Origin of the sequence: Clostridium estertheticum, assembly GCF_026650985.1 — a bacterium.
GTDB classification, from domain to species: Bacteria; Bacillota; Clostridia; order Clostridiales; family Clostridiaceae; genus Clostridium_AD; species Clostridium_AD estertheticum_C.
In genome coordinates this window covers 3,385,896-3,406,567 of record NZ_CP086239.1, presented here as the reverse complement: position 1 = coordinate 3,406,567, position 20,672 = coordinate 3,385,896, and the positions used below count along the sequence as shown (strand labels likewise).

Annotated in this window: 19 protein-coding genes; 11 read left to right on the top strand and 8 right to left on the bottom strand. The window is 30.3% G+C overall.

All coding sequences use genetic code 11. The features are described from left to right. Window positions 1–145: 145 nt before the first annotated feature. The 4 genes from LL038_RS16360 (at window position 146) to pssA (ending at window position 3,307) form a co-directional block, all read left to right on the top strand. Window positions 146–1,327 carry an acetyl-CoA C-acetyltransferase gene (locus tag LL038_RS16360; protein WP_216123665.1) on the top strand — a complete coding sequence of 394 codons (1,182 nt, stop codon included), beginning with the start codon at window positions 146–148 and terminating at the stop codon, window positions 1,325–1,327. 329 nt (window positions 1,328–1,656) lie between these two features. After that, a complete protein-coding gene (locus tag LL038_RS16355) occupies window positions 1,657–2,352 on the top strand; it encodes a TVP38/TMEM64 family protein (protein ID WP_216123666.1) in 696 nt (231 codons plus the stop codon). Between the two features lie 58 nt (window positions 2,353–2,410). Beyond that, window positions 2,411–2,653, top strand: a complete 243-nt coding sequence (gene dltC, locus LL038_RS16350; protein ID WP_216123667.1) for a D-alanine--poly(phosphoribitol) ligase subunit DltC — start codon at window positions 2,411–2,413, stop codon at window positions 2,651–2,653. Window positions 2,654–2,788: 135 nt separating this feature from the next. Then, window positions 2,789–3,307, top strand: coding sequence for a CDP-diacylglycerol--serine O-phosphatidyltransferase (gene pssA / locus LL038_RS16345; RefSeq protein ID WP_216123854.1), 519 nt, complete (start codon window positions 2,789–2,791; stop codon window positions 3,305–3,307). A 64-nt stretch (window positions 3,308–3,371) separates the two neighbouring features. Here the strand turns inward: pssA and LL038_RS16340 are convergent, their stop codons facing one another. Further along, the gene (locus tag LL038_RS16340) at window positions 3,372–4,142 is read right to left on the bottom strand and encodes a polysaccharide deacetylase family protein (RefSeq protein WP_253199996.1); all 771 of its coding nucleotides are present in this window, start codon (window positions 4,140–4,142) and stop codon (window positions 3,372–3,374) included. Window positions 4,143–4,386: 244 nt separating this feature from the next. Between LL038_RS16340 and hydF the strand changes: the two genes are divergently transcribed. Further along, complete coding sequence (hydF, locus tag LL038_RS16335) at window positions 4,387–5,592, top strand: [FeFe] hydrogenase H-cluster maturation GTPase HydF (protein WP_216123668.1); 1,206 nt, start codon at window positions 4,387–4,389, stop codon at window positions 5,590–5,592. 292 nt (window positions 5,593–5,884) lie between these two features. Next, entirely contained in the window at window positions 5,885–6,097 is a 213-nt protein-coding gene (locus LL038_RS16330; protein WP_071611298.1) for a heavy-metal-associated domain-containing protein, read from the top strand. A gap of 69 nt (window positions 6,098–6,166) precedes the next feature. Here the strand turns inward: LL038_RS16330 and LL038_RS16325 are convergent, their stop codons facing one another. Beyond that, window positions 6,167–6,658, bottom strand: a complete 492-nt coding sequence (locus LL038_RS16325; protein WP_216123669.1) for a metallophosphoesterase family protein — start codon at window positions 6,656–6,658, stop codon at window positions 6,167–6,169. A gap of 246 nt (window positions 6,659–6,904) precedes the next feature. Between LL038_RS16325 and LL038_RS16320 the strand changes: the two genes are divergently transcribed. Both LL038_RS16320 and LL038_RS16315 read left to right on the top strand, forming a co-directional pair. After that, entirely contained in the window at window positions 6,905–7,615 is a 711-nt protein-coding gene (locus tag LL038_RS16320) for a hypothetical protein (protein ID WP_216123670.1), read from the top strand. Window positions 7,616–7,652: 37 nt separating this feature from the next. Then, window positions 7,653–8,630, top strand: coding sequence for a 2-hydroxyacid dehydrogenase (locus tag LL038_RS16315; RefSeq protein ID WP_216123671.1), 978 nt, complete (start codon window positions 7,653–7,655; stop codon window positions 8,628–8,630). A gap of 73 nt (window positions 8,631–8,703) precedes the next feature. Here the strand turns inward: LL038_RS16315 and LL038_RS16310 are convergent, their stop codons facing one another. Next, window positions 8,704–10,140 (bottom strand): alpha-amylase, encoded by a 1,437-nt coding sequence (locus LL038_RS16310; RefSeq protein WP_216123673.1) that lies wholly within the window; start codon window positions 10,138–10,140, stop codon window positions 8,704–8,706. 41 nt (window positions 10,141–10,181) lie between these two features. Then, window positions 10,182–11,072, bottom strand: a complete 891-nt coding sequence (locus LL038_RS16305) for a LysR substrate-binding domain-containing protein (RefSeq protein WP_216123676.1) — start codon at window positions 11,070–11,072, stop codon at window positions 10,182–10,184. Window positions 11,073–11,194: 122 nt separating this feature from the next. Here LL038_RS16305 and LL038_RS16300 point away from each other — a divergent pair, with 122 nt between their 5' ends. Beyond that, window positions 11,195–12,757, top strand: coding sequence for a nitrite/sulfite reductase (locus tag LL038_RS16300; RefSeq protein ID WP_216123677.1), 1,563 nt, complete (start codon window positions 11,195–11,197; stop codon window positions 12,755–12,757). Window positions 12,758–13,055: 298 nt separating this feature from the next. Further along, window positions 13,056–14,894, top strand: coding sequence for an APC family permease (locus LL038_RS16295; RefSeq protein ID WP_216123680.1), 1,839 nt, complete (start codon window positions 13,056–13,058; stop codon window positions 14,892–14,894). A 40-nt stretch (window positions 14,895–14,934) separates the two neighbouring features. Here LL038_RS16295 and LL038_RS16290 read toward each other — a convergent pair whose 3' ends face one another. From LL038_RS16290 to LL038_RS16280, 3 genes are all read right to left on the bottom strand, one after another. Then, on the bottom strand, window positions 14,935–15,924 hold the full coding sequence (locus LL038_RS16290; protein WP_216123681.1) for a lysylphosphatidylglycerol synthase transmembrane domain-containing protein: 990 nt from the start codon (window positions 15,922–15,924) through the stop codon (window positions 14,935–14,937). A gap of 70 nt (window positions 15,925–15,994) precedes the next feature. Further along, window positions 15,995–16,471, bottom strand: a complete 477-nt coding sequence (locus tag LL038_RS16285) for a DUF3237 domain-containing protein (RefSeq protein ID WP_216123683.1) — start codon at window positions 16,469–16,471, stop codon at window positions 15,995–15,997. Window positions 16,472–16,690: 219 nt separating this feature from the next. Next, window positions 16,691–17,548: a YitT family protein gene (locus LL038_RS16280; RefSeq protein WP_216123684.1), complete on the bottom strand. Its 858-nt coding sequence runs from the start codon at window positions 17,546–17,548 to the stop codon at window positions 16,691–16,693. Window positions 17,549–17,834: 286 nt separating this feature from the next. Here LL038_RS16280 and LL038_RS16275 point away from each other — a divergent pair, with 286 nt between their 5' ends. Continuing rightward, window positions 17,835–19,286, top strand: coding sequence for an HD domain-containing phosphohydrolase (locus tag LL038_RS16275; protein WP_326493435.1), 1,452 nt, complete (start codon window positions 17,835–17,837; stop codon window positions 19,284–19,286). A gap of 14 nt (window positions 19,287–19,300) precedes the next feature. Here LL038_RS16275 and LL038_RS16270 read toward each other — a convergent pair whose 3' ends face one another. Next, a complete protein-coding gene (locus LL038_RS16270) occupies window positions 19,301–20,569 on the bottom strand; it encodes a VanW family protein (RefSeq protein WP_216123689.1) in 1,269 nt (422 codons plus the stop codon). Window positions 20,570–20,672: the final 103 nt, after the last annotated feature.

The window sequence follows — 20,672 nt, the reverse complement described above, 5'->3', positions numbered from 1 at the left end:
AAATAAGTTGATATAGTGAGGTTTGCGGGCGATTGACAGATTGGCATGAAAATTGCTAGTATTATATATATAGGAAAAAATAATTATATAATTCCTATTATATGTTAATAATAAATTAGATAAATAAATTAATGGAGGGTTACATATGAGAGAAGTAGTAATTGTAGGAGCAGCAAGAACAGCAATAGGAACTTTTGGTGGAGGATTATCAAAAGTATCAGCTGTAGAAATGGGAACTATTGTGGCTAAAGAAGCTATAAAAAGAGCTGGAATTAAACCAGAAATAGTAGAAGAAGCTATCATTGGTAACGTAATTCAAGCAGGCCTTGGACAAAATATTGCTAGACAAATAGCTATAAATGCAGGATTAGATGAATCATCTTCTGCACTTACAATAAATAAAGTGTGTGGTTCAGGACTAAGAGCTGTAAGCATGGCAGCACAGATTATAATGTGTGGAGATGCAGAAGTGGTTTTAGCAGGTGGAACTGAAAGCATGAGCAACGCTCCATATATACTTCCAAACAATAGATGGGGCGCAAGAATGGGAGACGGTAAAGTAGTAGATGCTATGATCAAAGATTCTCTTTGGGATGCATTTAACGACTACCATATGGGAATAACTGCAGAAAATATTGCAGAAAAATTTAATATCACTAGAGAACAACAAGATGAATTTTCTTTAAAAAGCCAACATAAAGCTGAAGCAGCAATAAAAGCTGGTAAATTTAAAGATGAGATCGTTCCAGTTGTAATTCCTCAAAGAAAAGGTGACCCAATAACATTTGACACAGATGAAGGCCCTAGATTTGGAATAACTATGGACAAATTAACTAAATTAAAACCAGCATTTAAAAAGGGTGGTACAGTAACAGCAGGTAATGCATCAGGAATAAACGATGGTTCTGTTATGTTTATAGTAATGTCAAAAGATAAAGCTGATCAATTAGGACTTAAACCACTAGTTTCAATAAAATCTTATGCATCAGCAGGAGTAGATCCAAAGATAATGGGTTATGGTCCAGTTCCAGCAAGCAAAAAAGCATTAGAAAAAGCAGGACTTACTGTAGCTGATTTAGATTTAGTTGAAGCTAACGAAGCATTTGCTTCTCAATCATTAGCAGTAGCTAAGGATTTAGGATTAAATCCAGAAATAGTAAATGTTAATGGCGGAGCAATAGCATTAGGTCATCCAGTAGGAGCTTCAGGTGGAAGAATACTTATTACATTAATATATGAAATGATAAAAAGAAATTCTAAAACAGGACTTGCTACATTATGTATAGGTGGCGGTCAAGGAACTGCAATTATTGTTGAAAGAAAATAGAAAATAGAAAATAGAATAATGGGAGGTGCCTTTGAAATGATTAAAAAATCATTTCAAAGGCACCTCCTTTTTCTTTTCTTTGGCAGTTGTAAATTTTATGAAATGAGATTAGAAAAAAGTTTATACATTGTTTATAATTAGTTTATAAAAAGTGGATATATAGAATTTATAATAGAATTATGTTAGAATATTGTTTATAAGGTAGTTTTAGCTAAAATTTATGGGTATGAGTATATATTCAAATTAATAATGCAGATTGAATTTTTAGTTGTTAATAATATTATAAGATAATATGCGGCTGTCTAATATATTGAAAATGGGAGGATGACATGAAGCGTTTGAAAAACAAGCTGAATATGAAGGTAGTAGTGATAATATTAGCTATCATATCAATTCTAGTTATATTTAGATACCTACCGTGGATTATAGAAATAACCATATCTCCTGAGAAATTCAGACGGTATATTGTTTCTCTAGGTAATTGGGGAATAGTTGCATACTTATCTTTCCAAGTACTACAAACTGTAGTTGCGCCTATTCCAGGTGAAGTAATTCAGGTAGCAGGTGGATATATTTATGGTAGCGTATTAGGAACCTTTTATTCAACATTAGGGATGATGCTTGGGGGTATAATTATTTTCTACTTCACTAGACTTATAGCATTTTCTTTTGTAGAAAAAATAGTGAAACGTACAAGTACTCAATGGTTGACGAAAATAATAAGTAGTAAGAAATTTCCCATTGTTATGTTTGTTATGTTTATAGTTCCAGGAATGCCCAAAGACCTTTTAATATATATGGCAGCATTAACACCTATAAAATCATTGAAGTTCTTTATACTTTTACTAGTAGGCAGATTACCTGGTACTGCAGCAGTTGTGTGCATTGGTTCAAATATTCATCATAAAAATTACATGTTTTCCATTGCATTAGTGGTGGTATCAGTATTGCTAGTTATTCTAGGAATATTATATAAGGATAAAATTATAAACAAGTTTTCTGAGGAGCAGTGTAATTTATCATAGGGTTTTATTAAATTATATATGATAAGTTATAAAAATTTAATTAAATGGAGGAATTTATATGAATGAATTAATTTATGATATACTCGAAGAAATTACTGGTGAGGATTTACGAGAAGAAAGTAATGTGAATTTATTTGACACGGGAAGATTGGATTCATTAGGGATAATTGAACTTATTGTAGCAATAGAAGATAACTTTAATGTTAAACTTGATCCTGCGCTTATGGAAAGAAAACAAATAGAAACCCCAAACAAAATTATTGAATACCTTCAAACTCGCTCTGATTGTAAAATAGGATGAAAAAGATCATAGCTTATATTAGGATTAACAAAATTTAAGGTTAATTTAATATTAATGTTATATAATACTAAGGAATAACTGCGAGCATTATGTTATAATTATATAATGATAGGAGTGATATAGATGGTAAAAAAGATGGTAAAAATTAAGAATGCGGTACCTAACATTTTCACCTTAAGCAATATGTCTTGTGGCATTTTGTCTATACTTATGAGTTTTGACAGCAATTATAAATTAGCAGCGATATTTATTCTTTTAGCAGGAATATTTGATAGATATGATGGGAAAATAGCTAGGTTTTTAAATGTAGATGGAGAGCTCGGTAAAGAACTAGATTCATTATGTGATTTAGTATCTTTTGGTGTTGCACCTTCCATATTAATATTTAGTATTTATAATTTTGCAGGACTTGGACCAATTGGGTATTTGATGGTTTTAGTATTTCCAGTAGCAGGAGCATATAGACTCGCAAAATATAATATTACAGATTTTGATGGGGTATTTTCAGGAATTCCGATCACTGTTACAGGTACATTTTTAGCATTGTATGCATTCTTTATGTTTAATAGAGCATCAAATTTAGGCCCTACAATGTGTTTAATGGTTTTGTTATCATATTTAATGGTAAGTAAGTTTAAATTTAAAAAGCAATAATAGTGTAAGTAAAATATTTTTAATGCAATTATATTAAAAAACCTCACCGCAAAGTGAGGTTTTTTTAATTTTTAAATTTATAATAGTATTCTGGTGTATCTTTAGTGATAGCTTTAAATTCATAACCCAAATCAAGGTAATACTTTATAATGCTTGGCAGTGATTTTACAGTATTTTTATTATTAGAATTGCAATGCATAAGAATTATAGCTATGTTTTCATTACCTCTAATGATTTTTACATTTTTAATAAGTTGCGCGACACTTAAATTGGGGTTGATGCCATCACTTGCATCCACATTCCAATCGTATATTTTAAAGCCTTTTTTATGAAGTTTTTCTAAAGTAAGAGAATTTAAGCGTTTTGAACTACCACCAGGGAACCTAATAATCTTTGAAGTGAAGCCTGTGATTTCTTGAATTTTATTAGAAGTTCTTTCCATCTCATCAATGAATTTATCTGAGCTTATATATATTTTTTTGAAATTATGGCTATAAGTATGAAGACCTATGCTATGACCTTCGGTATATATTCTCTTAAGAATAGATTCTCTTCCTTCAATTTCTTTTCCTACTATAAAAAAAGTAGCTTTAATTTTTTCGCTTTTTAATACATCTAATAGTGCATCTGTAACAACGTACGTAGGACCATCGTCGAAAGTTAAATATACAAATTTAGAAGTATGTAGGTAACCACCATCTTTAAATGAAGTACTAGATGGGTTAAATGTTTGGATGCTTTTTTGAGCACTATTTGCATGTGAACTATAGACTAATAAGAAACAAATAATAGTGGTTGTAAAAATTATAATAATACTTTTTTTCATAGAATTCATAGTATCACTCACCTTTAGTTTTTGTTGATATTAGTATACCCAAAGAAAAATCTATTAAAACAGTATATTAGTGAAGTAAAAATTTAAAATCAAAAATTAAACTTATAGAACATATGATATGAGTAATTAATGGTTAACAATTGATACTTGAATTTTATATAATTACGATATATAATAAAAATAAATTAGTACACTTATTTATTATTTATATGGGTGCCTAAATAAGAAAGAGGAGGCATATAGTATGCAGCAAACACCAAATTCTAATAGACTTCATATAGCTATATTTGGAAAAAGAAATGTGGGAAAATCAAGTTTAATTAATGCACTTACAAATCAAGATATTGCATTAGTTTCAAGTTTAGCAGGAACCACAACGGACCCAGTATACAAGGCGATGGAATTACTTCCAATAGGACCAGTTGTGATTATAGACACTGCAGGACTTGATGATGATGGAGAAATAGGTGAACTTAGAATAAAAAAAACTAAGGAAGTTATGGATAAAACAGATTTAGCTCTTTTAGTTATAGATGGTAATGAGAAGGATTTAATATTTGAAAAATTATGGTATGAAGATTTAAAAAATAGAAAAATTCCTATAGTAGGAGTTATAAATAAAATCGATGAAAATGGAGTAGCACTAGGGAAAATTCAACTTGCTAGCATCCAAAAGATAATAGGCATAGATTTTGTTAAGGTTAGTGCTAAAGACAGAATAAATATTGATGAATTAAAAAAAGCAATTATGGATGCTGCACCAGCTGATTTTGAGAAAAATACAATTGTAGGTGACATAGTAAAACCAAAATCAATAGTATTAGTTGTAGCTCCGCAAGATATTCAAGCGCCAAAAGGAAGACTAATATTGCCACAGGTTCAAATTATAAGGGATCTACTTGATAATGATGTTATGGCTCTTGTTGTAAAGGATAGTGAGCTAGGTGATATTTTAGCTGCACTAAAGGTTAAACCGGATTTGGTGATTACAGACTCACAGGTATTTAAAAAAGTTAATTCTATTATTCCAAAAGATGTACCGCTTACCTCATTCTCTATACTTATGGCGAGATACAAGGGAGATTTAGATACCTTAGTTAAAGGGGCAAGAGCTATTGATACATTGAGACCAGGAGATAAGGTACTCATAGCAGAAGCTTGTACTCATCATCCACTTGAGGGTGATATAGGCAGAGAGAAACTACCCAAATGGCTTAATGAGAAGGTCGGCGGGAATCTAGATATAACGGTTTGTGCGGGTAGTGGTTTTCCGGAAGACCTTAGTGAATATAAGTTAATAGTTCATTGTGGAGCTTGCATGTTTAATAGACAACAGTTAATGTCAAGGATTGAAAAAGCTAATATAGTAGAACTACCTATTACCAACTTTGGTATAGCTATAGCTCACATTAATGGTATATTAGATAGGGTACTAAGTGCTTTTGAATAGAAATTTATTTGATATAGGTTTTGAATACTAATAATAAAATAAATAAAGTATGTAAAAACTTGAATAGTGACACTTAGTATGCTACAATTTGTTTGAAATTACAAAATAAGTAAAACGAAACATAAAAGCATATATTACTAGTTCAATATGAGTTTTATTAAATACATATAGACAAATGGTATTTAAGGGACTAATATGAAATTAAGTTAACTTAGTGAGGATATAATTATAAATTTAAATATATAAATTTAAATTTAAGTATATAAATTAAACATTGAAAGGAGAATTTTAAATGAAGAAAAAAATATATATTGATGGAATGAGTTGTTCACATTGTGTAAGTCATGTAAAGGAAGCATTACTAGACATTGGTGCTACTAAAGTAAAAGTTGATTTAGAAGAAAAATTTGCGATGGCAGAATTTGAAGATGAAACAACAGATAATGATATCTCAGAAGCTATTGAAGAAGCAGGATATGAAGTTACTGAAGTTGAAGAATATTAACATAAAAAGTCCTACCATTATAAGTATGGTAGGACTTTTTTAAAATTGAAAGTTGTAGAACTTATAATATCAGCTAAAAAATTTTAAGTGGACATCTATTTTTTTATTTTCAATTTCTAAAACAACATAAGAATACCATGGCTCACGTCTTTTGCAGGAGGGTGAACCGGGATTAATCATAAGCACTTTATTTTTAGTTAATATAAGTGGTTGATGAGTGTGCCCAAAGATTATTATATCTACCTTATCATTAATAAATTTATCATATGCTGTGGTTAGTGTATTCTTGCTGGTGCCATGACCATGATACAGACCAATTCTATACCCTTCTATGGATAATATTTCTTTTTCATTTAATATACCTCTGATATAATGTTTATCATTATTTCCCCATACTCCAACGAAATTCTCATGCTCTTTTAATTTTGAGACAACGCTTGGTGAAATATAATCACCTGCATGAATTATCATATCAGCTTCTTTAAATAAATTGTCTATTAATTTGAAAAGTTTATCATTATGTTTTTTTGCATGCGTATCAGATAATATCACAATTTTCATATTTCATCACCTTTTAGTAGTATATTATTTTATATTATGTTTTGATACACAATTAGGCGTCTCTTTATAGATTATTAGCATATTACCCTGTTATATGTGCTAATGAAATTATTATTCACATACTTTATTTTACAGTTTCAATTTTATTTATATAACAATTCTGTTATAATTAATATATAATTATAAGAGTTAGATTACTTAATTTAAGCAAAAATTTAGAGGTTTATTATAGAGGTAGGAGAAAAAATGGGACAAGTAGGAGACACAGTTTTAATTTATGAACAAAATGGAATAAATATAAAAAATGAGAAGTCTTTGCATTCATCTATCAAGCAATGGTATGTCAAGGCTGGAGATAGGTTTGAGGTAAAACTAGATAAATATGTAATTGATTTAGTGAGAGAAGATTCATTAATTGAAATACAAACAAAAAATTTTAGTGCAATTCGTAATAAACTTAGAGAATTGGTCAAGTATAATAAGGTAATGCTTGTACATCCTATAGCTGCTGAAAAATATATAGTAACTACAGAAGAACCTGATATAGTAATTAGTAGAAGAAAGTCACCTAAAAAGGGTAAATTAGTTGATCTATTTGATGAATTAATTAGGATACCTGATTTAATGGGATCAGATAATTTTATATTGGAAATTTTAATGATTAAAGAAGAAGAGATAAGATGCACGGATGGTAAAGGAAGTTGGAGGAGAAAAGGTATAAGTATAGTGGATCATAAGCTTTTAGAGGTAATTGAGAAAATCACTTTTAAAGAGGATAAGGATTTCTTGATATTTTTACCAGATGAATTACCAGAAAATTTTACAAACAAAAACTTGGCGAAGATATTGAAAATTCCTGAAAATAAGGCGAGAAAAATAACATATTGTTTTAGAAAAATGAAGATTATAAAAGAAATAGGGAAAATTAAAAATGAACTTATATTTGAGAAGCTTTAAAATGAAATGGGTCTAGTATTTAGAGGAGGGATAATCTGTGGATAAAAAAAGGGTTTACGTAACAAGAAGAATTCCAGATGAGGCTACTGAACTTTTAAGAAAGCATTTTGATGTAGAAATAAATCCTTGTGATAGAGGCTTATTAAGAGAAGAGCTTATTGAGAAGGTAAAAGGTAAGGATGCTGTTTTATGTCTTTTAACTGATAATATAGATAAAGAGGTACTTGAGTCAGCGGGTAACAAATGTAAAATTTTCGCTAATTACGGTGTGGGTTACAGCAATATTGATATGGCTACGGCCACCAAACAGGGAATAATAATTACAAACACTCCTCGCGTATTAGATGACGCTACTGCAGATCTTGCATGGACACTGCTAATGGTTGTTTCTAGAAGGATTGTAGCAGCGGATAAATTCACAAGAAATGGGGCTTATGAGTCTTGTGATCCTATGATGTTTCTTGGACGTGAAATTACCGGCAAGACATTAGGTCTTGTAGGAGCAGGGCGAATTGGGTTTAACTTTGCAAAAAAAGCTAAGGCTTTTGATATGAAAATACTATACACTGATATAGTTAGAAATTATAAAATGGAAAAAGAACTTGGTGCTATTTATGTAGATAAAGAAAATTTGCTTAAAGACGCTGATTTTGTATCATTACACGTGCCACTTTTACCTTCTACCTTTCATTATATAGGGGAGAAAGAATTTTCTATTATGAAAAATACTTCAGTTATTGTTAATACATGTAGTGGGCCAGTAATTGATGAAAAAGCATTAGTTAGAGCCCTAAAAGATGGTGAAATATGGGGAGCCGGACTTGATGTATTTGAACATGAACCCAATATTGAACCAGAACTTCTAGATATGTATAATGTTTCAATTGTTCCTCGTATTTCTTCAGCCACAATGGAAACAAGAACAAAGATGGGAATAGTTGCAGCTGAAAATATTATTAAAGTTTTACATGGTGAAAATCCTGATGCTTGTGTTAATACGGAGGTATTAAAATAATTTTATTATCAAAGCACTTACATTCAAAGCAGTGGATGGAAGTGCTTTTTTTATTTGAGGTAATTAATTATCTTTAATCTTTTTTAATAATGCACCAAACTGAATAGGAATTTCCATTAACAGTAAAATCACCATTGCCGTCCTCGTCTATTATAACTTCTCCAGAAACATTGCCAGTTATATCTACAAATGATTTATCTGACAGTTTTTCTCCAACAAACATTTTTTTAGAACCACCGTCATTTACATTAGAAATTAAGGCAGCGAGTCCTTTTTCCCTTGTCCATCCCACAATATGTGCATCATCGAAATAATCATGTTGCCATCCATAGGCAAAATCACGCCTAGCTTTTAATAAGTTATCTAGGTCATCTTTTAGTGGCGCTATAGAATTACTTGGCATACCATAGTAATCTCCAAAGAAAACACAAGGTATACCTTCCTTCCTTGTTAAAATAAAAGTATATGCTTGCAGCTTAAATGAATTGTCTATCCAAGACTCAAGGGACTGTCCAGGTTGGGTATCGTGATTGTCCACAAAGGTCACTGAATTCTCTGGATAACAACTTATTAATGTATTTGACATTAAGCCCCTTAAATCATAGTTTTCCTTTTGATTTGTTGCTGTTAGAAAGTTATAGTGAAGTGGTACATCAAAAACATTAAATATATGGGAGGTATTTTCAACATACTTTTTCAAAATGTTAACATCATTATCCCAATATTCACCTACTGTAAAAAGCTCTTTATTTGTAATATTTCTTATGTCATTAATCAATTTTGCGAAAAATTCAAATCCTATATGTTTTAGTGCATCTAATCTAAATCCGTCAAGTTGTGCTATTTTAACATACCATAATGCCCATTTTAAAAGTTCATCATAAACTACAGATGAACTAACATCTATATCTGTAAGCATAAGATAATCATAGTTCCCATTTTCTGAATCTACTGCAGTATCCCAGGCCTTACCAAGACCAATAAACTCAAATATAGCACTTTCTTTTTTATTTTCGTCCCAATCTACACCATCAAAATGCTTCCAATTCCATTTAAAGTCCGAGTATTTATTATTTCGTTCGGGAAAGGTAAATTTAGTCCACGCCTTTATGTCATATTCATCAGAGATCTTATTATTCCGGTCATTAGGATCTACCTTAACTACCTTTACCCATTCAGTATCATCAGCCCCACCCTTGTGGTTAAGAACTATATCTGCTAATACCTCAATATTATTTTTATGAGCCTCATATATTGCATCTATATATTCATCTTTCGTACCATATTTAGTTCGCACGCTTCCCTTTTGGTCAAATTCACCAAGATCGTATAAGTCGTAAATACCATAGCCTGTATCATTACTGCCACCGGCACCTTTATAGGCAGGGGGAAGCCAAAGAGTATTTATGCCAACATCACTTAACGCCTTACTGTGATCTTTTAAAAAGTTCCAGTGCCCTCCATCAGTCGGTAAATTCCATTCGAAAAATTGCATTATAGTTTTATTCATGTAAGTTAGCTCCTTTTATCTCTATAATCGAGATTTATTAGTTATTTAATATTTCCACAGCTAAATTTTTCTAGTTTCTCAACAAATAATGTTGCAATCTTTGATAAGTTTTTCTCATGAACTAAGTAAGAAAAAAACCTATTATATTTTGTTTTAGTAGCTATAATTTTAAGTTCATTGTTAGTAGCAGCATCAGCAACTACTAAAGATGAGATAAAAGTTACACCTAAATTATTTTTAACAGCTTCTTTAATTGCGTAATTACTTCCAAGAATAATAAAATTCTTTGGTGATATACCTTCTGTATTTAAAAATATATTTAGATACTCACCAGTTCCAGAACCTTCTTCCCTATGCATCCAAGTTTGATTTGACAAGTTAGGTTTAAGTCCAATATTTTTATTGTAGGTAAAAGAATTTGGAGTTACAATAACCATTGTATCTTTATAAAAGTTTCTAGAGGTATAGTTATGTGAGGGGACGCTGCCTTCAATTAAAGCAATATCAATATCATAGTTTATAAACTTTTCATAAATATTATGGGTGTTTTCAATAGCAACTTCTAGTTTTATATTTGGAAACTCTTTAATAAATTCTCCTAGTATTGAGGGGAGTAAAAATTCACCTATTGTCATACTTGCACCGATTTTTAAAGTTCCTGAGGTTGAATTATGATAATTGTTAAGTTCATCTTTTGTGTCATCAATTAGGGATATTATTTGTTTAGCCTTTTTGTATAATATTTCTCCAGTTTGCGTAATTAATATATTTCTTTGTTTGTTTGATCTTTCTATCAATTTTGTATTAAACTTTTTTTCTAGAAGTTTAATGTGTAAACTAACACTTGGCTGGGATATATTGATAGTGATTGCAGCTTTTGTGAAGCTTTTTTTGTCTACAACAGCAATGAAAGTTTTCAATTCTTCTATCAAAATTATCACCCTACCTATCAGAAATACTAATAAGTATTATAGAAAACATGTATTATACTTATTGGTTAAAAACAAGTATACTATAGTCATATGGATGTTGCAATACGAAAGGAATGATACAAATGAATAATTTAAATGAGATTCTTCTTTCTGAAATTGAAGGGTTTAGAGCACTTGGTAATAAATTTTTAAGTGGTGAAATGAGTAAGATGGATTTTAAAGGAGCTTCCGGTGGTATGGGAGTATATGCTGAGCGTAATGGCAAGGATTTTATGGTAAGATTTAGAATGCCAGCTGGGATAGCTTATATAAAGGATCTTAAACAAATTTATGACTTTGCAAATAGATATAAAGTAGAAAATATACATATAACTACTCGTCAAGCAATGCAATTACATGGAATTACTATAGATGAAGTTTGTAATATTATGAAGGAAGGTATAAAGAAAGAGTTATACGTAAGGGGTTCAGGTGGTAATTATCCTAGAAATGTTTCTGCATCACCACTATCTGGGGTAGAAAAAAATGAGGTTTTTGATATATCACCTTATGCAACTGCGGTGGGCCAACATTTTTTAAATAAGATATACACATATAAGCTTCCAAGAAAATTTAAAGTAGCATTTTCAAGTAACGACAAGGATGAGTCACACGTAACTGCTACTGATTTAGGCTTTTTAGCGGTTATTGAAGATGGCGCACAATATTTCAAAGTATACTTAGGTGGTGGAATAGGAAACAATTCAAGACTATCTGTTTCGAGTGGTCAATTAATAAATCCTGAGGATATTCTATACCATGTTGAAGCATTAACTGAGCTTTTTATTAATGAAGGCGACTATGTAAATAAAGGAAAAGCTCGTATAAGATATATTAAGGAAAGAATGGGCGATGAGAAATTCATAAATTGTTATAATAGTTATTTGGAGAAGGTTAAGGCTAAAGGCAATTTGAAAATCAAGGTAGAAACCAAGGTAGAAACCAAGGTTTATGATAAGGCTGGTAGTGAAATTTCTATAAAAAGTCCAAGACTAATTTCACAAAAACAAAATGGATTATATAGTGTGTATGTTCACCCAATGGGAGGACAATTAAAAACAGAGTATTTAAAACTAATAATAGATAAAATAGAAGGTATGGACGATGTAGAAATAAGATTAACTATGTCAGAAGGATTATACATTAGAAATTTGAATGGTAAAGAAGCACAAATATTACTTGACTTAACAGAGGAAATGGGTGGAAATACTTCACTTGAATACTCAACTTGCTGCATTGGAGTTCCTACTTGTCAAATGGGGATATTAGATAGCCAGAGTAGTTTAAAGGAGATTTTAAGATATTTTAAAGAAAAAAACTTTACAAAAGATATATTGCCTTCTGTTCATATATCCGGATGCACTAATTCTTGCTCCGTACACGAAATAGGAACAATTGGATTTCGTGGTAAAAAGAAAAAGATTCATGATGAACTTACAAATGTATTTGAGTTACATATTGGTGGAGACCTTGGAATAGGTAAAACAAAGCTCAGTAAAATTTATGGAGATATTAAACAAGTGGATGTGCCAGTATTTTTATTTGAACTTGCAATCGCCATAGATAATTCAAACAAAGACTTCACTACTTGGATGGAACAAAACATGGATGAGTTTAATGAAATAGTAACTAAATATATAGTATAAAGAAATTAAATAACTTAGACAGATAATTAAGAATAGGATATATGGGCTTAGCCATGTATTCTATTCTTTTTGATTTACTTAGAGATAAACAACCTGAAAACGACTAATAAGCAACTTTAAATATATATATATTAAGCATGTATGACTATTTGAATTATAATGTTAATTATCTGCCGCTAGAAGTATAAATTTGGCTATATTTCGTCATAAATAGATGAATTATAGTTTGAAATGTTAGAATTAATAATATATAATAGATAAATATTGTATAAATAAATTTGATTATAGAGGTGCATTTATGTTTTCAAAGATAAGAGAACTATTAATAGGCAAGACATTAAAAACAGAAGAATTAGAAGGAGAAAAATTAAACGTTTTATGGGGACTACCTATATTATCCAGTGATGCAGTTTCCTCCGTTGCATATGCAGGTGAGGAAATTTTAATTGTGCTAATTGGAGTTATAGGTTTTATGGCATATAAATATATGTTTTATGCTGCATTGTGTATTGTTTTGCTATTACTCATACTCGTTTTTTCATACATGCAGACTATTGATAGCTACCCATCTGGTGGAGGATCATATATAGTGGCAAAGGATAACCTCGGAGTAACCCCAGGGCTTACGGCCGGAGCAGCACTTACTATAGGTTACGTACTTACAGTTGCTGTTAGCATAAGCGCCGGAACTGCCGCGATAACATCAGCTATGCCATTTTTGTATAAATACAAAGTAGTTATAGCTCTTGTAATGTTATTAATTATAACAATAGGGAATTTAAGAGGAACGAAGGAATCATCTAAACTTTTCGGAGTTCCAACATATATATTCATAGGCTCTTGCGTAGTGCTCATTGTTACTGGTCTTGTTAGACATTATGTTTTTGGTTATTCACCACATTCGTTATTTCCAATGCCAAGGCAAATAGGTGATATTACATTATTTCTATTTCTTCGTGCATTTGCTTCAGGTTGTAGTGGGTTAACGGGAGTTGAAGCTGTAAGTAATGGTATACCCAATTTTCAAGAACCATCACAAAAAAATGCAAAAATTGTTTTAGTTTTACTAGGAGGGTTAGTATTTTTTATTTTTGTAGGATTATCTTTCTTAGCAACAATTTATCATGCAGTACCCGTTGAGCACATGACAGTGCTTGCTCAAATTACACAGCAGGTTTTTGGAAAAGGTATTATGTTTTATGTTATACAAGTCACCACTGCAATTATTTTAATAATGGCTGCTAATACATCTTATGCAGGTCTGCCACTATTACTTTCTTTAATGGGAAATGATGGATTTGTTCCAAGGCAATTTTCTCAAAGAGGAAAAAGATTAAGTTTTTCAAATGGAATAATAGTACTAGCTGTAGCTTCTGCTATATTAATTATTGTGTTTAAAGGTGATACTCATGCACTTTTACCATTATATGCTGTTGGTGTATTTATATCTTTTACACTTTCTCAGGTTGGAATGTTCTTAAAGTGGAAAAAAGATAAAACAGTTGGTTGGAGATTTAAGGCAGCCGTAAATGGATTCGGTGCTATTGTAACTTTTATTACAGTAATACTTATAGGTATCACAAAGTTTATGGATGGAGCTTGGATCGTTTGTATTATTATACCGATGCTTGTCTATTTTATGCTAAAGATTAAGGAACATTATACTCATGTAGTGGAGCAAATAAGATTAACAAATGACCTAAGACCCAAAGTGGGGGCAGTAACAAATAATGATCAGCATGTAATAATACTTTTAGGTACATTAAATAAATCATTCCTAAAAGCATTAAACTGTGCTAGATGTTTATCACAAAATGTGGTTGCGTTTCATGTATCAACTGATCCGGAAATTACTCAAAAATTAAAAAGAAAGTGGAAAGAGTATAATCCTGGAATTCCATTAATAATAGAACACTCTTCATATAGGGATGTAATGGAACCATTAATGAATTTTATACAATCAGAAGAGCGTTCTTCAAAACATGGAGAAACAGTGACTGTAGTGCTAACACAATTTGTTATTACTAAATGGTGGCATAATTTGCTTCATAACCAGACAGGGTATTTTATAAAGAGTCAATTATATAAAAATAGAAATGTGGCAGTTCTTACAGTGCCATATATAATAAAAGGGTAGAAACTAAAAATCATTAGCCTAGGCTAATGATTTTTCTGATTTATTTCTTTTTAAGTGCATAAAATCCAAAAATTATACAGGAGTAAAAAGTAATTAATCTCCATAACAATATCCCGGCCATTATATTACTAGCTGCAAAAAACAAACTAAAACATATATAGAAAGCACCTTCCGCGCCTCCCATGGCTCCGGGTGATGGTATAACGGCTGTTATCATCATTATAAAAGCAGTTCCTGCTATCATACTACCGATGCTAGCACCCTTCATTCCAAAACTAAGATAGATGAAATAAGGAATAATAAAATATATTGTTAGCTGTAATGTTGTATAAATAGCAGCTTCAAAAATTAATCCTTTACTATGTTTTGCTATTTGCATATTATCATGGAATTGATCTAAATTTTCATTAATATTTACTTCTAATTTTGATACATTTTTTATGAATTTAAATTTTCGTAATATTTTAGACAAAATCATTATAAATTTGTGTGTTAATTTACGATACTTCGAAAAAATAATTAAACATACAATTACACTAGCATGAACTAAAAAACCTACGCCTATTAAATAAAATAAATTACTGGTTTTTCGCCTAAAAAAATCTAATTTCCAAAATATAAGAACTAAAGAATATATAGTTAATATAGCTTGATACATAATAAATTTAATCATAAGCGCTGAACCAGCTTTGCCAGCGACAAGTCCTTGTTTCGTAAGTGCAAATAACTGCATTGGCTGACCGCCAGATGCAAAAGGAGTAATTGAATTAAAATATTGCCCAATAAGAGTGACTTTAAATGCTTCTTTAAATTTATAGTCCTTTTTCATTAGAAATACAGTTACTTGCAAGATTCTAGCTTCACAAACCCAATATAAAAACATGGAGAAAATAGCCGCAATTAACCATTGAATATGTAAGTTTTTCATTTGATGAATCAAATCCATCCAACCATGTGTGAATATAATTAATAGTATAAAAATGCCCACAGAGGCTATTCCTAATATCAAATTAAATTTATATTTTTTCATTAATTTACCTACCTTTTATCAATAATGCTTTTATAAAAAATTTCAAATACAATCATATTATCTAAATCTACTAGAGAACTTTATAGAATGTTAACAAGACATTTTCTGGTAATCTAGTAGCGTAACATACGAAAATATTATTCATCATCCATTTATATTTCTCACTGTATGTTTCGAAAATGGGAATTGTACGAAAATAATAAACGCTAGGATCAACGAATTTACCGGCCTTTACATCTTCTATGTATTTGAATGGTACTGTGCGAATCCCATTGTTTTCAATGTAAATTGTAGCACCATCATCTAACTTAATAGCATATCTTGCTGAAAGTTCACATTTTCCATCTGGGCGGATAACTTGACTATCAATTCCTCCTGGAAGCACTTTCCCTTTAAAGCCAAGACCAGTTACCTCACCTGATAAAATAGGGATTAATTGACGTCTTCCAACTATATCATCTTGTCCGATCAAAATAGGTTTATCTACTACAATTATAATGCTAAATACTTCAACAAATCCTACATTTTTAGTATCAACAGTTTTCATTAGTTTCACTCCTTATATTTTTCATTTATTAAATTTGTAGAAATAATATTTACCCTTAACGACATTTATGTCTTAAATATTATATCATGAAAGTTAAACTACATTCTTAAATTTAGCTTACATTATTTTTTTAAATATTAATAGATGAATTATTTTATAAATAAAAAAAGGAGAGTGATTTAAAACCACTCTCCTAAAATCATTATTTATACTGATAATTTAATGAATAGCTTTTTTTCTATAACTCTTTCCAGTTGTTTCAACGCTACCTATAGTTATGAATGCATCTTCATCAAATCCATTTACAATACATTTTAGTTTAGAAATCTCCAAACGAGATACAACAACATAAATTACATTTTTATACTCGCCTTCTTTTCCACCCTTACCATAAAGGTAAGTCATTCCTCGTCCAAGTCTAGCCATTATTGCCTCAGATATTTCTTCATGTTTATCTGAAATAATTACTACAGCTTTTGATTCGTCAGTACCTTCAATTATAATGTCAATAACTTTGATTACTATAAAATAGGTTATGAGCGAATACATAGCTCTATCCCAACCAAAAATAAATCCCGCTGAAAGTAATATAAAGAAATTGAAGAACATAATTATCTCTCCAACTGAAAATTTAATTCTTTTGTCAAGTATTATTGCTACGATCTCTGTCCCGTCGGTTGATCCACCGCTTCTCATTATGAGGCCTATGCCTAGTCCAACTAGTATGCCACCAAAAACTGCTGCCAATAGTATGTCATGCGTTATTCCAGGAATTGGCTTAAGGATAGATACACCTATAGAATAGCATATTACAGAAAAGATAGTTGCTATGGTAAATGTTTTTCCGATTTGCTTATATCCGATTATAAAAAATGGTATATTTAGTATAAAAGTAAGTAGCCCAAGTGGTACGCTGATAAAATGATTTGCCATAATTGATATTCCAACCACTCCTCCATCAATTATGTTGTTAGGTATTAAAAATATTTCTAAGCCGATTGAATATAGGGTTGCGCCAAGCATTATAATAATTACTTTACTAAAGTTAGCGTAAAATTTTTTGAAGCTTTTAGTCATCGAATAACCTCTCTTTTTAAATACGTACCTTAATTATAACCTATTTTTACATTTCATTCAAGTTAATTTGAATCATAAACTATATTTTCTGATAATTATGATAAAAAGAATATTGAATAATGTAGTGTTAAAATTGCTATTTATTATCTCTAGAATAAATTGTATATTAAATTAAAATGAATACTGTTTTATTAAAATATGTAGAATTTGTTTAGTATAGTGAATATAGTGTATAAAAGATTAATATAAAAAAGTTAAGATAACTAATTGCTTTGAGAAAGATAAAATGGAGGAAAATAAAATGAGCCAATTATCTGAAATTGAAGGGCTAAGGAAAGAGGATGTACAACATGAAAGAACTATAGAAGAAGCAATATTCTATAATGGACCAGATATGCATTATATTTACGATCAACAAGGAAAATTAGTGAGGTGGAATGAAAAGTTTCAGGATATAACAGGTTACTCATCCGAGGAATTATCTAAAATGAGTCTTTTGGATTGGTATAAGGGTGATGAAAAAAGCTATAGAGTAATCATGGAGTGTATTACTATGGCTAGAGACGATGGATTCGGTGTTATTGATGCAGAACTGCAAAAGAATGATGGTACAATAATGTCCGTGTATTTTAAAGCATTTACTTTATGTTTAAATGGACAAAAATATATTGAATGTAGAATCATTGATATAACGGAGCGTAAAAGAAAGGAGAAAGAAATTTGTTATCTAAGTTATCATGATCAGTTAACGGGGTTATATAATCGCAGGTTTTATGAAGAAGAATTAACAAGACTTGATACGGAAAGGAACCTTCCTATGACGATTGTTATGGGGGACGTAAATGGGTTAAAATTTATTAATGATTCCTTTGGACATGTCATGGGTGATAAGCTTCTTAAAAAAGTAGCAAAAATAATAAGCCTTGGATGTAGGGCTGATGACATTATTGCTAGGTTTGGAGGGGATGAGTTTGTTATTATATTACCTAAAACGGATGCTTTTGTAGCAGAAGAAATTATAAAACGAATAAAAACTTTGTCATTAAATGAAAAAGTTGGTTTCATCGATATCTCTGTTTCTTTTGGGTATCAAACAAAGAATAATAAAGAAGAAAAAGCTGAAGAAATATTAATAAATGCAGAAAATAATATGTACAATAATAAGCTTTTTGAGGGCCCAATTATGAAAGTGAAAACAATTAATGCAATAATAAATACCTTATATGAGGAAAATAAAGAAGAAGAAAAACATTCTCATGAGGTTTCGAAGTTATGCGGCGAAATGGGAGAAGCCCTTGGTTTGTCTAAATATGAGGTCAATGAACTTAAGGAAGTTGGATTACTTCATAATATAGGTAAAATTGCAATACATGAAAATGTACTTAATAAAACAAGCAAACTTACAAGCGATGAATGGAAGAAAATTAAGAGCCACTGTGAAATAGGTTATAGAATGCTTAATACAGTAAATGGTATGTCCAACATGGCGACATACATATTATATCACCATGAAAGATGGGATGGATTAGGGTATCCAAAAGGATTAAAGGGATCAGAGATACCAATAACGTCAAGAATTATAAATATAGCAGATGCATATGATTCAATGAGTAGAGATAGATGTTATAGAAGTGCATTATCAATGGAGAATATCATAAAAGAATTACAAAAAAACGCAGGTCATCAATTTGATCCTGAACTAGTAAGTGTATTTATTAAAAAAATATTAGGAAAGTAAGTAGGGGAAAGTATCTATGAAATCTTATCGGTATAAAGCAAAACTTTTGATAACCTATTACCGTTTTCATACGTGATTCTAAATACATTTACGTGGTTACCTGCCACTTCATTATCAATGTTATACTTTTTATTGGTAAGACTTGCATTTGAGTACACATTAAATGTTAGATTTTCATTTCGAATTCCAGATTCTATAAAAATAGGATAAGAATATGTATTCTTAAATCTATAATCAAGAAGTCCAAAAGAGACTGTAGCATCAAGACCTTTCCCTATATAGCTACAGGGTAAACTATGATGATATCTTTCCACAGAGGCAATATTTGTTCTAAGTATTGCATTATAAAGTGTAGTTGAGACTTGGCACACTCCACCACCTAAGTCATCTACAACTTTGTCATTTACAATCCCTTTTGCTAGCTTATAGCCATTTTTAACAGATCTTTCACCTACTACATCATTAAAGCTAAAAAGATCACCAGGCATAACTATATGCCCGTTTATAGAATCAGAAGCTACTCGAATATTCTCTGACCGACTTTCATTTGAACTGCCAAAGTTAGTGGTAGAACTAGATATTAAAGTATTTATACCCTTTAAATTGTTTTTTTTAATCTTAGGTTCAACATTTATTAGTTTAGACTCTATTAGTAAATTTTGTTCTTGTTTTATATTTTCAACTTTAGTTTTTATTTCCTTTTTTAGACTAGTAGAATCTATACTATGACCATATTCTTCTTTAGTTACAATTAAATCTCCTGAATTGTTTCTGACAATAGTTGCATCTACAGCCTTCTTATTATTATCTTTAATAACATCCTTAAGAACTGTATCTACAATATCATAGTTGTATGTATGATTAAGTGTAATATTTTTCTTGCCAGGAGAGGTTATAGCAAAATATTTTTTTAGCGAATTACCTTCTCTTCCAATATCATAAGCTTTATCAACTGCAAGATTATAATCATAGTTCATATCAAGTTTAGATAAAGCAATAGTGTATTGATTGTTATTAACTTTTATTGTTATATTTCTTTTAGCAATGCTATTATTGTGTTTTTGAATGATAGCATTTTTAGCTTCCGTTTTAGTTTTTCCACCTATATTCGTATCTTCTACCCATACTTGTGGATATATTTTTAATTTATATTTTGAAATAGCATTATGAATAAGAATACTTTGTAGTACTAATAGAACTAGGACTACCCCCACTATAATAGATACCGGTTTTGTTGCCTTTTTATTTTTGTTTCTAGTTTTTTTAACAATGTTTGTGATCATAGTAGTTGCTCCTTTTTTACAATTAATATTATATATTCCATATATAATATTAAAACTATTATAGAAATTTTACAATAGAGGTAATGCTTTACATTAAATTAAT

Excerpts from the sequence above, each read along its gene's own strand:
- LL038_RS16360 (WP_216123665.1), top strand. The coding sequence starts at position 146 with ATGAGAGAAGTAGTAATTGTAGGAGCAGCAAGAACAGCAATAGGAACT.
- LL038_RS16355 (WP_216123666.1), top strand. The coding sequence starts at position 1,657 with ATGAAGCGTTTGAAAAACAAGCTGAATATGAAGGTAGTAGTGATAATA.
- dltC (WP_216123667.1), top strand. The coding sequence starts at position 2,411 with ATGAATGAATTAATTTATGATATACTCGAAGAAATTACTGGTGAGGAT.
- pssA (WP_216123854.1), top strand. The coding sequence starts at position 2,789 with ATGGTAAAAATTAAGAATGCGGTACCTAACATTTTCACCTTAAGCAAT.
- LL038_RS16340 (WP_253199996.1), bottom strand. The coding sequence starts at position 4,142 with ATGAATTCTATGAAAAAAAGTATTATTATAATTTTTACAACCACTATT.
- hydF (WP_216123668.1), top strand. The coding sequence starts at position 4,387 with ATGCAGCAAACACCAAATTCTAATAGACTTCATATAGCTATATTTGGA.
- LL038_RS16330 (WP_071611298.1), top strand. The coding sequence starts at position 5,885 with ATGAAGAAAAAAATATATATTGATGGAATGAGTTGTTCACATTGTGTA.
- LL038_RS16325 (WP_216123669.1), bottom strand. The coding sequence starts at position 6,658 with ATGAAAATTGTGATATTATCTGATACGCATGCAAAAAAACATAATGAT.
- LL038_RS16320 (WP_216123670.1), top strand. The coding sequence starts at position 6,905 with ATGGGACAAGTAGGAGACACAGTTTTAATTTATGAACAAAATGGAATA.
- LL038_RS16310 (WP_216123673.1), bottom strand. The coding sequence starts at position 10,140 with ATGAATAAAACTATAATGCAATTTTTCGAATGGAATTTACCGACTGAT.
- LL038_RS16300 (WP_216123677.1), top strand. The coding sequence starts at position 11,195 with ATGAATAATTTAAATGAGATTCTTCTTTCTGAAATTGAAGGGTTTAGA.
- LL038_RS16295 (WP_216123680.1), top strand. The coding sequence starts at position 13,056 with ATGTTTTCAAAGATAAGAGAACTATTAATAGGCAAGACATTAAAAACA.
- LL038_RS16290 (WP_216123681.1), bottom strand. The coding sequence starts at position 15,924 with ATGAAAAAATATAAATTTAATTTGATATTAGGAATAGCCTCTGTGGGC.
- LL038_RS16285 (WP_216123683.1), bottom strand. The coding sequence starts at position 16,471 with ATGAAAACTGTTGATACTAAAAATGTAGGATTTGTTGAAGTATTTAGC.
- LL038_RS16280 (WP_216123684.1), bottom strand. The coding sequence starts at position 17,548 with ATGACTAAAAGCTTCAAAAAATTTTACGCTAACTTTAGTAAAGTAATT.
- LL038_RS16275 (WP_326493435.1), top strand. The coding sequence starts at position 17,835 with ATGGAGGAAAATAAAATGAGCCAATTATCTGAAATTGAAGGGCTAAGG.
- LL038_RS16270 (WP_216123689.1), bottom strand. The coding sequence starts at position 20,569 with ATGATCACAAACATTGTTAAAAAAACTAGAAACAAAAATAAAAAGGCA.